This is a genomic window from Pseudomonas sp. 50_B, from assembly GCF_017491625.1.
GTDB classification, from domain to species: domain Bacteria; phylum Pseudomonadota; class Gammaproteobacteria; order Pseudomonadales; family Pseudomonadaceae; genus Aquipseudomonas; species Aquipseudomonas danubii.
This window is the reverse complement of sequence record NZ_JAFGYX010000001.1, coordinates 74,444-87,998: the sequence shown is the minus strand read 5'-3', so window position 1 is coordinate 87,998 and position 13,555 is coordinate 74,444. Positions and strand designations below refer to the sequence as shown.

The 13,555-nt window shown below is 63.5% G+C and carries 18 protein-coding genes; 9 read left to right on the top strand and 9 right to left on the bottom strand.

Annotated features, from left to right (window positions below; genetic code table 11):
* The first annotated feature begins 97 nt into the window (after positions 1-97).
* Positions 98-1,048, top strand: coding sequence for a LysR family transcriptional regulator (locus J5M73_RS00435; protein ID WP_115581296.1), 951 nt, complete (start codon positions 98-100; stop codon positions 1,046-1,048).
* Here the strand turns inward: J5M73_RS00435 and J5M73_RS00430 are convergent.
* Both J5M73_RS00430 and ubiA read right to left on the bottom strand, forming a co-directional pair.
* Positions 1,014-1,475 (bottom strand): DoxX family protein, encoded by a 462-nt coding sequence (locus tag J5M73_RS00430; RefSeq protein ID WP_102862452.1) that lies wholly within the window; start codon positions 1,473-1,475, stop codon positions 1,014-1,016. The two genes, J5M73_RS00435 and J5M73_RS00430, sit on opposite strands and share 35 nt — an antisense overlap.
* 53 nt (positions 1,476-1,528) lie before the next feature.
* Positions 1,529-2,437, bottom strand: coding sequence for a 4-hydroxybenzoate octaprenyltransferase (gene ubiA, locus J5M73_RS00425; RefSeq protein ID WP_102862453.1), 909 nt, complete (start codon positions 2,435-2,437; stop codon positions 1,529-1,531).
* 232 nt (positions 2,438-2,669) lie between these two features.
* On the opposite strand from ubiA, the gene J5M73_RS00420 reads away from it, so the two are divergent.
* Both J5M73_RS00420 and J5M73_RS00415 read left to right on the top strand, forming a co-directional pair.
* Entirely contained in the window at positions 2,670-3,668 is a 999-nt protein-coding gene (locus J5M73_RS00420) for a LysR family transcriptional regulator (protein ID WP_102881422.1), read from the top strand.
* Positions 3,669-3,773: 105 nt separating this feature from the next.
* Positions 3,774-4,100, top strand: a complete 327-nt coding sequence (locus J5M73_RS00415) for a DOPA 4,5-dioxygenase family protein (RefSeq protein WP_102862455.1) — start codon at positions 3,774-3,776, stop codon at positions 4,098-4,100.
* 88 nt (positions 4,101-4,188) lie between these two features.
* Here the strand turns inward: J5M73_RS00415 and trpA are convergent, their stop codons facing one another.
* Both trpA and trpB read right to left on the bottom strand, forming a co-directional pair.
* On the bottom strand, positions 4,189-5,001 hold the full coding sequence (trpA, locus tag J5M73_RS00410) for a tryptophan synthase subunit alpha (RefSeq protein WP_102862456.1): 813 nt from the start codon (positions 4,999-5,001) through the stop codon (positions 4,189-4,191).
* A complete protein-coding gene (trpB, locus tag J5M73_RS00405) occupies positions 5,001-6,221 on the bottom strand; it encodes a tryptophan synthase subunit beta (protein WP_102862457.1) in 1,221 nt (406 codons plus the stop codon). Before trpB ends, trpA begins: the two co-directional genes overlap by 1 nt.
* A gap of 130 nt (positions 6,222-6,351) precedes the next feature.
* Here trpB and J5M73_RS00400 point away from each other — a divergent pair, with 130 nt between their 5' ends.
* Positions 6,352-7,245 (top strand): LysR family transcriptional regulator, encoded by an 894-nt coding sequence (locus J5M73_RS00400; RefSeq protein ID WP_102862458.1) that lies wholly within the window; start codon positions 6,352-6,354, stop codon positions 7,243-7,245.
* On the opposite strand, the gene J5M73_RS00395 is transcribed toward J5M73_RS00400, so the two are convergent.
* Complete coding sequence (locus tag J5M73_RS00395) at positions 7,242-7,568, bottom strand: DUF883 family protein (protein WP_102862459.1); 327 nt, start codon at positions 7,566-7,568, stop codon at positions 7,242-7,244. The two genes, J5M73_RS00400 and J5M73_RS00395, sit on opposite strands and share 4 nt — an antisense overlap.
* Before the next feature lie 158 nt (positions 7,569-7,726).
* Here J5M73_RS00395 and J5M73_RS00390 point away from each other — a divergent pair, with 158 nt between their 5' ends.
* Together J5M73_RS00390 and J5M73_RS00385 are read left to right on the top strand one after the other, a co-directional pair.
* Positions 7,727-7,942 (top strand): dodecin, encoded by a 216-nt coding sequence (locus J5M73_RS00390; RefSeq protein ID WP_016965134.1) that lies wholly within the window; start codon positions 7,727-7,729, stop codon positions 7,940-7,942.
* A 134-nt stretch (positions 7,943-8,076) separates the two neighbouring features.
* Positions 8,077-8,301 (top strand): DUF1161 domain-containing protein, encoded by a 225-nt coding sequence (locus tag J5M73_RS00385; RefSeq protein WP_102862460.1) that lies wholly within the window; start codon positions 8,077-8,079, stop codon positions 8,299-8,301.
* A gap of 66 nt (positions 8,302-8,367) precedes the next feature.
* On the opposite strand, the gene J5M73_RS00380 is transcribed toward J5M73_RS00385, so the two are convergent.
* Positions 8,368-9,369, bottom strand: coding sequence for an LLM class flavin-dependent oxidoreductase (locus tag J5M73_RS00380; RefSeq protein ID WP_102862461.1), 1,002 nt, complete (start codon positions 9,367-9,369; stop codon positions 8,368-8,370).
* A gap of 240 nt (positions 9,370-9,609) precedes the next feature.
* Here J5M73_RS00380 and J5M73_RS00375 point away from each other — a divergent pair, with 240 nt between their 5' ends.
* Both J5M73_RS00375 and J5M73_RS00370 read left to right on the top strand, forming a co-directional pair.
* On the top strand, positions 9,610-10,041 hold the full coding sequence (locus J5M73_RS00375) for an OsmC family protein (RefSeq protein WP_102862462.1): 432 nt from the start codon (positions 9,610-9,612) through the stop codon (positions 10,039-10,041).
* A gap of 151 nt (positions 10,042-10,192) precedes the next feature.
* Positions 10,193-10,426, top strand: a complete 234-nt coding sequence (locus J5M73_RS00370) for a DUF1161 domain-containing protein (protein ID WP_102862463.1) — start codon at positions 10,193-10,195, stop codon at positions 10,424-10,426.
* Positions 10,427-10,432: 6 nt separating this feature from the next.
* On the opposite strand, the gene J5M73_RS00365 is transcribed toward J5M73_RS00370, so the two are convergent.
* Positions 10,433-10,852 (bottom strand): hypothetical protein, encoded by a 420-nt coding sequence (locus J5M73_RS00365; protein ID WP_102862464.1) that lies wholly within the window; start codon positions 10,850-10,852, stop codon positions 10,433-10,435.
* A gap of 270 nt (positions 10,853-11,122) precedes the next feature.
* On the opposite strand from J5M73_RS00365, the gene J5M73_RS00360 reads away from it, so the two are divergent.
* Positions 11,123-12,232 carry an aminopeptidase gene (locus J5M73_RS00360; protein WP_207814916.1) on the top strand — a complete coding sequence of 370 codons (1,110 nt, stop codon included), beginning with the start codon at positions 11,123-11,125 and terminating at the stop codon, positions 12,230-12,232.
* 27 nt (positions 12,233-12,259) lie between these two features.
* On the opposite strand, the gene J5M73_RS00355 is transcribed toward J5M73_RS00360, so the two are convergent.
* Positions 12,260-12,910: an HAD family hydrolase gene (locus J5M73_RS00355; RefSeq protein ID WP_102862466.1), complete on the bottom strand. Its 651-nt coding sequence runs from the start codon at positions 12,908-12,910 to the stop codon at positions 12,260-12,262.
* 27 nt (positions 12,911-12,937) lie between these two features.
* Positions 12,938-13,483 (bottom strand): gamma carbonic anhydrase family protein, encoded by a 546-nt coding sequence (locus tag J5M73_RS00350; RefSeq protein WP_207814914.1) that lies wholly within the window; start codon positions 13,481-13,483, stop codon positions 12,938-12,940.
* Between the last annotated feature and the right edge of the window lie 72 nt (positions 13,484-13,555).

The following is a 13,555-nucleotide window of genomic DNA, read 5'->3' as shown; positions in this document are numbered from 1 at the left end:
TAGTCGATGGTTATGCGAAAGTGCTGCGATCGAGCATGGATTCCATGTCTTTGGCGGTAAAGCCCATGCACGGCAATGACTAGGATAAGCACAGCTTATGTATGAAGCCCTTGGCGACCTGTCCCTGGACCTGCTCCGGGTGTTTGAAGCAGCGGCCCGTTTGCGCAGCTTCACCGCCGCGGCGGTGGAACTGGGGACCACCCAGCCGGCCATCAGCCAGCAGATCAAACGGTTGGAGGAGCGGTTGAACGTGCGCCTGTTCGACCGGATCTACCGCGGTATCGAACTGACCGAATCCGGCGCCTTGTTACTGGAACAGGTGCAGATTGGCTTGCAGAGCATCGATGCTGGCCTCAGTGCCCTGAGCCAACAGCATCAGCACGAGGTGCTGCAGGTGGCCACGGACTTCGCCTTCGCCGCCTATTGGCTGATGCCGCGCCTGCATCGCTTTCATGAGGCCAATCCCCAGGTGGACGTCAGCCTGGTGACCAGTGAACGCAGCCACAGCATGCTGCGCAGCGATATCGACGTGGCGGTGCTGTTCGGCGACGGGCGTTTCAAGCATGGCGAAAGTCGCTGGCTGTTCAGCGAGGAAGTATTTCCGGTGTGCAGCCCGCTGCTGCTCAAGGAGCGTCTGGCTCCCCTGCCCGCCCATGCCCTGCTGGAGATGCCGCTGCTGCACCTGCGGGGTGAAAACGCCAGCCACTGGTTCGACTGGAGCGGGGTGTTCCGCGAACTGGGCCTGGCTGGCGCCCCGCCCCCGGGGCAATTGCGTTTCGACAACTACACCTTGCTGATCCAGGCGGCCATCGGCGGCCAGGGCGTGGCCATCGGCTGGCGTCATCTGGTGGACGATTTGCTGGCGCAGGGGCTGTTGTGCCGGCCGATCGCCCAGAGTGCGCTGTCCGCCTACGGCTACTACGTGGTGCTGCCGCCACGCAAGCGCCGTGGTCCGTTGATCCAGCGCTTCGTCGACTGGCTGATGGCCGAGCAAGCCGGCAGCGCTCAATCTCTCAAGGGGCTGTCGTTGCCGTCCATTGCCCTGTAGGCGGCGCCTTGAACAGGCTCAACAGGGACAGTGCGCCGTTGCCCAGGCACACCAGCGACACCGACACCACCGCCAGGAAGGCCAGGTATTCCCAGCCGCCGCCCGGGCTGGTGTAGATCCAGCCGTGGGCGCCGTGGACGAAGACAATCGCCCCCAGCAGCATCGGCAGCAGCCCCAGGGCGATCCAGCGCACGCCGACCCCGAGTATCAGCAACAAGCCCCCCACCAGCTCGGCGCACACCGCCGGGTAGGTCAGCCACTCGGGCATGCCGGTGGCGCCGAACAGCTTGAGGGTGCCCGGCCAACCCAGGACCAGGACTTTGAACAGCGCATGGGCGATGTACATGGCGCCCAGGGCCAGGCGCAGGAACAGAGCGGCCCATTGTTCCGGTGCCGAGAGTGGTGATGCGATTGAGCGGGCAGGCATATGACAAGTCCTTGTGTGGTTGGGAATGTTGCCGATTGCTGAGTGTTCAGCGGTTAAACGATGGCCACCGAGGCGCCGGCCAGTAGCAGCACGCCGACGTGGAAGTTGCTGCGAAACAGGTCGTTGCAGGGCTCCGGGTGGTCCGGACTGAACAGGCTGAGCTGGTAGGCCAGGGACAAGGCGATCGGCAGCAGCACGATGAAAAAGCCCGGGTTGGCACCGGCCAGCAGGCCCGCGCCGCACCAGCACAGCAGGGTCATGGCGTAGAACCCGGCGATCCAGGTCTTGCCCCGTTCGGCGAACAGCGTCGCGGTGGAGCGCAGGCCCATGTTCAGGTCGTCCTCACGGTCGCTGTAGGCATAGAGCGTGTCGTAGCCCAACTGCCAGAACAGGCAGCCCAGCCACAGCGCCAGCGCACTGGGTTGCAGGCTGCCGGTGGTTTCCACGCTGGCCATGAGCACGCCCCAGTTGAACACCGCGCCGAGAAACGCCTGGGGCCAGTGGGTGAAGCGTTTGAACAGCGGGTAGACCAGGGTCAGCGGCACGCAGCCCAGGGCCAGCAGCACCGTCAGTGGTTGCAGCAAGGGCAGTAATGCGGCCGCCAGCAGCAAGAGTACGACCAGGCAAGCCAGGGCCTGATTCAGGCTCAGTGAGCCCTTGGCCAGGGGCCGCTGGCGGGTGCGGTTGACCTGGGCGTCGAAGCGTCGGTCGAGGATGTCGTTGATGCAGCAGCCGGCACTGCGCATCAGTAGGGCGCCGAGGGCGAACACCAGCACGGTGCCGACCTGCGGAATACGTCCGGCGCAGAGGATCAGCGCGGCCAGCGCCGGCAGCAGGGTCAGCCAGGTGCCGATGGGCCGGTCCAGGCGCATCAGGCGGGCGTAGGCCTGCCAGGAGCGGGGCAGCCGGGTGGCGACCCAATCGTGGGCGCGAATGTCATTGAGGTCGGGGCTTGCGGGCATCTTGGTTCCCTGAACTTGAGCACGGTCTTGATCGCAACTGAGGACGAGGTTTAAAGGGGTCGAAAAACACTCAGGTCAGTTGCGTTCACTGAACTTCGGGCAAGCCGTGGCCGTGATCGCACGGTTTGATTTTCAGTGCCATCTGCTCGCTTGTCGGATGCGCTAAAGTTGCCCGCGCCCGCCCCTTGGGGCAAGGGAACAATCCGCAATAGCCTCCTGCAGGATATGCAATATGCTCCGTGATGAAGTGCCCCGCGTCCCGCGTATCGACCTCAACCTGCTACGGGTTTTCGATGCCGTCTATGAGGACCGCAGCATCCTGCTGGCCAGCAAGCGCCTGCATCTGAGCCAGTCGGCGGTCAGCCATGCCTTGACCCGGTTGCGTGAGTCCCTGCAGGACGAGTTGTTTATTCGCACCGCCAAGGGCATGCAGCCGTCGGCCCGTGCCGAAGCCATTGCCGGCCCGCTGCGCGAAGCACTGCTGACCATTCAGCGCACCGTGGGCGTGGAGGCGTTCGACCCCGCCAGCGCAACGCGGACCTTCACCCTTGCCGCCAATGACTATCTGAGTTCGGTGCTGCTGGCACCGCTATTGCGGCGCCTGGCCCAGGAAGCTCCGGGGGTGGACCTGGTGGTGCGCCCGGCGACCCGCCTGGATCTGGCCGAGCAGATCGACGTCGGGCGCATCGACCTGGCCGTGGGGGTGTTTGCCGAGCTGCCGCAGCGAGTGCACAGCGCCCGTCTCTGGCAGCAGCAGGATGTGTTGCTGATGTGTCCCGAGCATCCCTTGCTCGACCTGCCCGAGTTGACCCTTGAGGCCCTGGCGGACCAGCCATTGATCACACTGTCGGTAGGCGGGCAGGAGGAAGGCGCGGTCAACGGCTACATTCTTGAGCGCGGTATTGCCCGGCAGTCGGAGATGTTCGATCGCCAGCGCCTGGAGCAGGCGCTGGCGGCGATTGGCCGCAGTCCCCAGTACAAGGTCACCCTGCCCCATGCCCTGGTGCTGCCGCAGTTGCTGGAACAGTCGCGGCTGGTGGCGATTGTGCCGGGGCCGCTGGCCCGGGCTTTCGAACAGCGCTTTGGCCTGTGTCAGCGGGCGCTGCCACTGGCGGTTGAAGCGTCGTCGCTGTTGGCGATCTGGCATGGACGCAACACGGCAGACCCGGCCCATCTCTGGTTGCGCCAGCAGTTGCTGGAGGTGGCAGGCGCGCTGGCGCAACCGCTTTGAGCTGCTCGGCTTTCGGTGTTTTCATGGGGCCGGTGTTTTTTCCACAGAGGCTGCTCAGCCTCTGTGACGAGCCTTGAGGCTTGGTCTTTTATCGCGAGGGTTTGCATGCAACGGATCAAGGGCTATCACGCCCACGTCTACTTCGACGCCAGTACCATCGACCAGGCGCGAGCCTTGTGCGAGCAGGCCGCGCAGCTGTTTGACCTGAAAATGGGTCGGGTCCACGAGCGGCCGGTGGGGCCCCATCCGGACTGGAGTTGCCAGTTGGCGTTCGCCCCTGAGGTGTTTGCCCAGGTAGTGCCGTGGCTAGCCCTCAATCGCCGGGGGCTGGTGGTGTTCCTGCACCCGGATACCGGGGACGATTTGCTCGATCACACCGATCATGCGATCTGGATGGGGGCCATGCGGCCGCTGGATCTGACGGGGTTCTAAGGAGCCGGTGGTTGCTCGTGCACACCATGCAAAAGGGGGGCGCAACCTTTGGTTGCGCCCCCCTGATCTTGCGGTCTGGTCTTTACCTTCAGCTGACCCGAGCCTTGCGTACGCCTTCGGAAAGGGCTGCGCACAGGCTCAGGACGCCATCCACCGCTTGCTCGGAAGACTCGGCGTTGGCGATGTGGTCGATCAGTGCCGAGCCCACGACCACGCCGTCTGCCAGACGGGCGATGGCGGCGGCCTGCTCCGGGGTGCGGATGCCGAAACCGATGCTGATGGGCAGGTCGGTGTGGCGCCGCAGGCGGGTCACGGCCTCTTCCACATGTTCCAGGGTGGCGGCGCCGGCACCGGTCACCCCGGCTACCGAAACGTAGTAGACAAAGCCTGAACTGCCGTCGAGCACCTTGGGCAGGCGCGCGTCGTCGGTGGTTGGGGTGGTCAGGCGGATGAAGTCGATGCCGGCGGCCTGGGCCGGGTCGCACAGCTCGCTGTTATGTTCCGGCGGCATGTCCACCACGATCAGGCCATCCACACCAGATGCCTTGGCGTCGGCAATGAAGCGCGCCACGCCGTAATGGTGGATCGGGTTGTAGTAGCCCATCAGCACCAGCGGCGTTTCGTGGTTGCCTTCGCGGAACTCGCGGACCATCTGCAGGGTTTTCGCCAGGTTTTGCTTGGCCCCCAGGGCGCGGATGTTGGCCAGCTGGATCGCCGGGCCGTCGGCCATCGGATCGGTGAAGGGCATGCCCAGTTCGATCACGTCGGCACCCGCTGCGGGCAGGCCCTTGAGGATCGCCAGGGAAGTGTCGTAGTTCGGGTCGCCGGCGGTGACGAAGGTCACCAGGGCGGCGCGGTTCTGTTCCTTGAGCTTGGCAAAGCGGGTGTGCAGGCGGCTCATCAGTGTTTCTCCTGCTGGGACTGTTGCATGTGGTGCATGACGGTTTGCATGTCTTTGTCGCCGCGGCCCGAGAGGTTGACCACCATCAGGTGATCCTTGGGCAGGGTCGGTGCGCGCTTGAAGACTTCGGCCAGGGCGTGGGCGCTTTCCAGGGCCGGGATGATGCCTTCCAGGCGACAGCACTGGTGGAACGCGGCCAGGGCTTCGTCGTCGGTCACCGAGGTGTATTCGACGCGGCCGATGTCGTGCAACCAGGCGTGTTCCGGGCCGATGCCGGGGTAGTCGAGGCCGGCGGAAATCGAGTGGGCGTCGATGATCTGGCCGTCGTCGTCCTGCAGCAGGAAGGTGCGGTTGCCGTGCAGCACGCCCGGTACGCCGCCGTTCAGGCTGGCGGCGTGCTTGCCGGTCTCGATGCCGTAGCCGGCGGCTTCAACGCCAATGATCTGCACGCTTTTGTCGTCGAGGAACGGGTGGAACAGGCCCATGGCGTTGGAGCCGCCGCCGATGCACGCCACCAGGCTGTCCGGCAGGCGGCCTTCCTGGGCTTGCATCTGCTCGCGGGTTTCCTTGCCGATCACGGCCTGGAAGTCGCGGACCATGGCCGGGTACGGGTGCGGGCCGGCCACGGTGCCGATCAGGTAGAAGGTGCTGTCGACGTTGGTTACCCAGTCACGCAGGGCTTCGTTCATCGCGTCTTTCAGGGTGCCGGTGCCGGCGACGACCGGGATCACTTCGGCGCCCAGCAGCTTCATGCGGAACACGTTGGCCTGTTGGCGCTCGATGTCGGTGGTGCCCATGTAGATGACGCAATCCAGGCCAAAACGCGCGGCCACGGTGGCGGTGGCTACGCCGTGCATGCCGGCGCCGGTCTCGGCGATGATGCGTTTCTTGCCCATGCGCCGGGCCAGGAGGATCTGGCCGATGCAGTTGTTGATCTTGTGCGCGCCGGTGTGGTTCAGCTCTTCGCGTTTGAGGTAGATCTTCGCGCCGCCGCAGTGTTCGGTCAGGCGTTCGGCGAAGTACAGCGGGCTGGGACGGCCGACGTAGTCGCGCTGGAAGTAGGCCAGCTCCTTGAGAAACTCGGGATCTTCCTTGGCCTTTTCGTATTCACGGGCCAGGTCGAGGATCAGCGGCATCAGGGTTTCTGCCACATAACGGCCGCCGAACGCGCCAAACAGGCCGTTGTCGTCAGGACCATTACGCAATTGGGACTGGGTCATTGGAGCGCTCCCGGGGAAGTGTGTGGAATGACAGATTCGTGGAAGGACAATGGAGTCCACTCTACCCCTGACACTGGAGCCTGAAAACCGATAAGATCGCCGCAACCTGTCAGGAAAACTCACCTATCCCATGAGCCGCGACCTGCCCCCCCTGAACGCCCTGCGGGCCTTCGAAGCCACTGCCCGGCTCAACAGCGTCAGCCAGGCTGCCGAACAACTGCACGTGACCCACGGCGCAGTCAGCCGGCAGTTGAAGGTGCTGGAAGAACACCTGGGCCTGAGTCTTTTCGTCAAGGATGGCCGTGGCATTAAACTCACAGATGCCGGGGTTCGCCTGCGCGATGCCAGCAGCGAGGCCTTCGAGCGCCTGCGGGACGTCTGTGGCGAACTGACCCGGGGCAGTGCCGCTGCGCCCTTCGTGCTCGGCTGCTCCGGCAGCCTGCTGGCGCGTTGGCTGATTCCGCGCCTGGGGCGCCTGAATGCCGACTTGCCGGACCTGCGCCTGCACCTTTCTGCCGGTGAAGGCGATCTGGACCCCCGGCGCCCGGGGCTGGATGCCTTGCTGGTGTTTGCCGAGCCCCCCTGGCCGGCGGACATGCAGGTCTATGAGCTGGCCAGCGAGCGAATCGGGCCGGTGCTCAGCCCGCGCTATGCCGGTTACTCGCATTTGCGCGAAGCGCCAGCGGCGGCCCTGGCGGCAGAATCGCTGCTGCACACCACCTCGCGTCCCCAGGCCTGGCCCAGTTGGGCACGGCACAACGGCATCAGCGCCGAGGCGCTGAAGTACGGGCAGGGTTTCGAGCATTTGTATTACTTGCTGGAAGCGGCCGTGGCCGGGCTGGGCGTGGCAATCGCTCCTGAGCCGCTGGTGGCCGAGGACTTGCTGGCGGGCAGGCTGGTTGCCCCGTGGGGGTTTTCCGACACCCCGGGGCAACTGGCGCTGTGGTTACCCAAGCGCGCCGCCGATGGGCGCGCCCGGCAATTGGCGCAGTGGTTGAAAAACGAACTGCGCCAGGCGCTCTAGTTACCGCGCTTGCACAGCAGGTAGGCGGCCAGCAGACCAATGGCGCCTACCGCCACGCCCGCGGTGGTCCAGGGGTGTTCCTGGGCGTAGTCGCGAGTGGCGATCCCGGTTTCGCGGGTTTTGACTTTGACTTCTTCATAGGCATCGCTGATCAGGCTGCGGGAATGCTTGAGCGCATTCTCGGCGTTGCTCTTGAGGGCCTTGAGGGTCTTGCGCGATTCGTCAGTCGCATCGTCCTTGAGGCTTTCCAGGGATTTGAGCAGGCTTTCGATCTCGGCTTCCATACTTTCCAGTGAGGCTTTGCGTAACGAGGTGTTGGCCATGTCGGCTCTCCTGCGGGGTGATGAATAGGCTGTGTAGGTTCCGACTGCGGCCTGTTGGGAAAGTGCAGAAAATCTGAACTTACCCCTTGGCACTGGCGCCCCAAGTAATAAGAAAAATCACTGCTAGGCTGTATTTCACAGCAAAAAAGGAGAGCGCCATGACCGATCATCACACCTACAAGAAAGTCGAACTGGTGGGTTCGTCGCCGAACAGCATCGAAGAGGCAATCAACAACGCGCTGGCCGAGGCGCACAAGAGCATCAAGCACCTGGAGTGGTTCGAAGTGACCGAAACCCGGGGTCATATCAAGGACGGTAAAGCGGCGCATTTCCAGGTCACCCTCAAGGTAGGCTTCCGGATTGCCAATAGTTGAAAGCTTGGGCTAGGCTCTGGAACTTGTGCGCTGGCCGAGTGCCATAGGAAGTGGCAAAGCGCTACAACTGTCTTGAGCCTCTGTCAGGCTGGCTGCAACGCCGCCTCTTTTGATCCGACCAGGGAATGTGACCGATGAAAAAACTAGTATTAGCTGCTGCTTTGTTGAGTCTTGCGGGAACTGCCCTTGCCGCCGGCAAGCCGTGCGAAGAGCTGAAAAGCGAGATCGCCGCGAAGATCGATGCCAAAGGCGCCACCCACTATTCGCTGGAAGTGGTCGACAAAGGCGCGGCGGCTGACGGCAAAGTGGTTGGCTCCTGCGAAGCCGGCACCAAGGAGATTGTCTACAAGCGCGGTTGAGCCTTTGTAGACGCCCATTGAAAAGCCGACGCATCAGCGTCGGCTTTTTTGTGCCCGAAAGCAGCCTTAGCCCTTCATCACCTGGGCCAGCAACTCATAGGAGTGCAGGCGATCGGCGTGTTCGTACAGGTCGCAGGTAAAGATCAGTTCGTCGGCGCCGGTCTGCTCGATCAGCACCTCCAGCTTGGCGCGGATCTTCGCCGGGCTGCCGATCATCGCCAACCCCAGGAAACTCGACACCGCCTCCTTCTCATGGGGCAGCCACAGGCCGTCCATGCTGTTGACCGGCTTGCGCTGGACCAGACTCTGGCCGCGCATCAGGGCGAGAATCCGCTGGTACACCGAGGTGGCCAGGTAATCCGCGTGTTCATCGGTATCCGCTGCTACCAGAGGCACGCCCAGCATCACGTAAGGTTTGTCGAGCACCGCGGAAGGCTTGAAGTGATTGCGATAGACGCGAATCGCCTCATGCATGTAGCGCGGTGCGAAATGCGAGGCGAAGGCGTAAGGCAAACCCCGTTCCCCGGCCAATTGCGCACTGAACAGGCTGGAGCCCAGCAGCCACACCGGTACGTTGGTGCCGGTGCCCGGTACTGCGATCACCCGTTGCTCCGGAGTACGCGGGCCGAGGTAGGCCATCAGTTCCGCCACGTCCTCGGGGAAATCGTCGGCGCTGCCGGAGCGTTCCCGGCGCAGGGCGCGGGCGGTCATCTGGTCGGAACCCGGGGCGCGGCCCAGGCCCAGGTCAATGCGTCCCGGGTACAGGCTTTCCAGGGTGCCGAACTGTTCGGCGATCACCAGCGGTGCGTGGTTGGGCAGCATGACCCCGCCGGAGCCGACGCGAATGCTCGATGTCCCACCGGCCAGATAACCCAGCAACACCGAAGTGGCGGAACTGGCGATGCCATCCATGTTGTGGTGTTCGGCGACCCAGAAGCGGGTGTAGCCGAACTTTTCCACGTGTTGGGCCAGGTCCAGGGAATTGCGCAGGGATTGCGCCGGGCTGCCGTCTTCACGCACGGGCACCAGATCGAGGGTCGAGAATTTAACAGCGGACAGCGGTTTCATAGGCCTGCTTCTCCATAGGGGTGCAGGCCTTTGTCATGAGCCAAAACCTGCCGAAATTTGTATGTCAGACTCATGCAATGTGGGCATATACCCGAGTTTCAATAGTCAGAGTGAATTTGTCGGGTAAATAGACGTCGCGCACACCGGCTGAACTTTGCCGCCGGATCTATCCTCAGAACCCTTAGGCAACAGAAACAAGTGCGGTGCGACCCTTCGCACCCGGTTCTTGAGGAGAAAGAGATGAGTATCAAAAAGAAGGCTTCGGCTCATTGGGAAGGTGATCTGAAAACCGGCATCGGCTCGATCTCGACCGAAACCGGGGTGTTGCGTGAGGCGCCCTATGGCTTCAAGGCACGTTTTGAAGGTGGCAAGGGCACCAATCCGGAAGAGTTGATCGGTGCGGCCCATGCGGGCTGCTTCTCCATGGCGTTTTCGATGATTCTCGGTGATGCCGGGCTCAAGGCGGACAGCATCGATACCCAGGCGGAAGTGACCCTGGATCAGGTGGACGGCGGCTTCGCCATCACGGCGGTGCACCTGATCCTCAAGGCGAAGATCCCCGGCGCCAGCCAGCAGCAGTTCACGGAACTGAGCAACAAGGCCAAGGAAGGGTGTCCGGTGTCCAAGGTGCTCAATGCCAAGATCAGCCTGGAAGCGACGCTGCTGGGTTGAGCGTTGCGTCGGCAAGCCAGCTCCTGCTTCGGTTGCTAGGAGCCGGCATGCCGGTGAATGCGTCTGTGCGGCGGACAAGAACCTGTGGTCGAATACGCGACTGCGGCTTCAGCGCACGCTCGTGCGCGCCGTAGCAAGGGAGCTTGAGATCATGAAACGTTTTGCCTTGGCGGTTGTTTGCTGTGCGCTGGCCACATCGGCCTTCGCCGCCCCCAAGCCCTGCGAGGAACTCAAGGCTGAGATCGAAGCCAAGATCCAGGCCCAGGGCGTTGCCTCCTACACGCTGGAAATCGTCACCAACGACGAGGTCCACGACAACAACATGGTGGTCGGCAGCTGTGAGAACGGCACGAAGAAGATCATCTATCAGAAGAACGATCGCTGAGCCGGCTCACGGCACGCAGTTGATCAGGCGCTCCTCGGCGACGATCTCGCGCTTGGCGTTGTACAGCCGGGCGCTGGGAGTGAAGGCCAGGTTGCGCGCCTCCAGGCGATAGCGCTGGCCGGCCTCAAAATGGTCGTAGCGCAGGCTCAGGTAGCACAGTCGCTCCTGGGGATCGGTGGTCATCCCCATGCCGCCACCGAATACCTCGAAGTCGAAACGCACCATCAGCTCGTGGCTGCCGGGGCTGACCTGGAAGAAACGCCCGTCCCGCAGGCGCTGGTTGTCCAGGCGTTCGGCCATGACCAGCTTGCCCCCCGGCGTCGGCGTGGCCAGGTCGATCCAGGCCTGTTGCGGATCGACACTGGGCAGGGGTGTGCTGCAGGCACTGAGGGTGGCAAGGGCAAGGATCAACAGAAGTGGGCGCATGACGGAGGCCGAATAAGCGAAAGGCCCTCAGCATAGCGCCGATCAATTGCGCTGGCAGCCCGCCGCTCTAGCAGGGTGTGTTGCTCATCAGCCAGCAGGTGGCGGTCCTGGGGGGCTCGAGGTCGATCCAGGCTTGCGCCGGGGCCGGTTCGGGCAGTCCGGCGCCGCCGGCGAAAGACAAGAGTGCGGCCGTCGGCAGTAACACGCACATGGCGAAACTCCAGGCTGGCGAGATAGTCTTGCGGGCAGACTCTCTGTGGATGATTCCAATTGAATAGGCCGCGTTCAAGCCATGGGTTACTTGATCCTCTTTTGCGCTTTTTGTTTGCGGCCCTGACGCTTTTGCTGCTCAACGGTTGCAGCAGCGTTGCGTACTACAGCCAGTTGGCCAGCGGCCAGATGCACCTGTTGCGGGCTCGCACGCCGGTGGCCCAGGTGGTCGCCGACCCCACCCGCGACCCGACCCTGCGGGCCCATCTGGCCCAGTCGCAACGGGCCCGTACCTTTGCCAGCCAGCATCTGCACCTGCCGGATAACAACAGCTACCGGCTGTACGTCGACATCGGCCGGCCCTATGTGGTGTGGAACGTGTTCGCGACCCCGGAGTTTTCCCTGAGCCCGCAGACCCATTGCTTCCCCATTGCCGGTTGCGTGGCCTACCGCGGCTACTACAGCCAGGGCGCCGCCCGGGGCGAGGCGGCGCTGCAGCGGCAAAAAGGCATGGACGTGGCGATCGGCGGGGTGGAGGCCTATTCGACCCTGGGCTGGTTCGATGACCCGATCATCAGTTCGATGATGCATTGGGGCGATGAGCGTCTGGCGACCCTGATCTTCCACGAGCTGGCGCACCAGCGCTTCTATGTGAAGGACGACACCGAGTTCAATGAGTCCTTCGCCACTTTCGTCGAGCAGGAAGGCACCCGCCAGTGGCGGGCCTATCGTGGGTTGCCGCCTCAGGACAACGCTGATGTCCGTCAACGGGATCAGTTCATCCAGCTGTTGCTGGATGCTCGCAAACGCCTGGAGCAGTTGTATGCCCAACCCTTGTCCGCCGAGCAGATGCGCCAGCGCAAGGCCCAGGAGTTCGAAGTGCTGCGCCGGGATTATCGGCAGCTGCGGGACCGCGAGTGGGCCGGTTCCAAGCGCTATGACGCCTGGATCAACGCACCGTTGAACAACGCCCGGCTGCTGCCCTTCGGTCTGTACGACCAATGGGTGCCGGCGTTTGCCGCGCTGTTCAAGGAGGTCAATGGCGACTGGCCGGCGTTTTTCCTTGCAGTGGAGAAACTGGGGCGCCTGCCGGCCGAGCAGCGCAAGGCTGATTTGCTCAGGCTGCAGAGCGCCTTATCCACCAAGCCGGCTCCCACCCCTGACCGGTAGGCGCCGGCTTGCCGGCGAACAGCGGTTCTAACGCCGCAAAAACGCCTGATGCAACTCGGCCAGCGTCTCGAAGTGATAGGCCGGAGCTTCGGCACTCAGCTCCTCACGGCTGCCGAATCCATACCCCACCGCCGCCGCGTCCAGGCCATTGCGCTTGGCGCCGATCAGGTCGTGCTTGCGATCGCCGATCATCAGGGTGCTGGCCGGGTCCAGCTGTTCCTGCTCCAGCAAATGGGCGATCAGCTCCACTTTGTCGGTGCGGGTACCGTCCAGTTCGCTGCCGTAGATCACCTTGAAGTGCCGGGCGAAGTCGAAGTGGCGGGCGATTTCCCGGGCAAACACCCAGGGCTTGGAGGTGGCGATGTACAGCTGGCGCCCTTGCCCGCCGAGTGTTTCCAGCAGCGGCGCGACCCCGTCGAAGACCCGGTTCTCATACAGGCCGGTGACCTTGAAGCGTTCGCGATAGAAGTTCACCGCCTCCCAGGCCCGGGCTTCGTCGAAACCGTAGAACTGCATGAAAGCCTGTAACAGCGGCGGGCCGATGAAGTGCTCCAGCCGGGTCAGGTCCGGCTCGTCGATCCCCAGCTTGCCCAGGGCGAACTGGATCGAGCGGGTAATGCCTTCGCGGGGATCGGTCAGGGTGCCGTCGAGGTCGAACAGGACGGTTTGGTAATGCATGGCAATTCCTCGGCAGTCAGTAGCAGATCAGGGACGGTCGTAGCCTTCGGCCAGGTGCAGGTCCTTGAGCTTCACGTAGTTGGCGGCGCTGTAGGTGAAGAAGGCGCGCTCCTTGTCGGTCAGCGGGCGCGCCTGCTTCACCGGGCTGCCGACGTAGAGAAAGCCGCTTTCCAGGCGCTTGCCCGGTGGCACCAGGCTGCCGGCGCCGACGATCACCTCGTCTTCCACCACCGCGCCGTCCATGACGATGCTGCCCATGCCGATCAGCACCCGGTTGCCGATGCTGCAGCCGTGGAGCATGACCTTGTGGGCGATGGTCACGTCGTCGCCGATCAGCAGCGGGAAGCCGTCGGGGTTGAAGGGGCCGGCGTGGGTGATGTGCAGCACGCTGGCGTCCTGCACGCTGGTGCGCGCGCCGATGCGGATGCGGTGCATGTCGCCGCGGATTACCGTCAGGGGCCAGACCGAGCTGTCGGCGCCGATCTCGACGTCGCCGATGACCACGGCCGAGTGGTCGACAAAGGCCCGTTCGCCCAGGCTCGGGGTGTGGTTCTGATAGCTGCGAATGGCCAAGTGCGAATGCCTCTCTGAGATTTATTAATGGGGGCTATAGCTGCGGTGGCCGCTCATTGTAATTAAGATGGT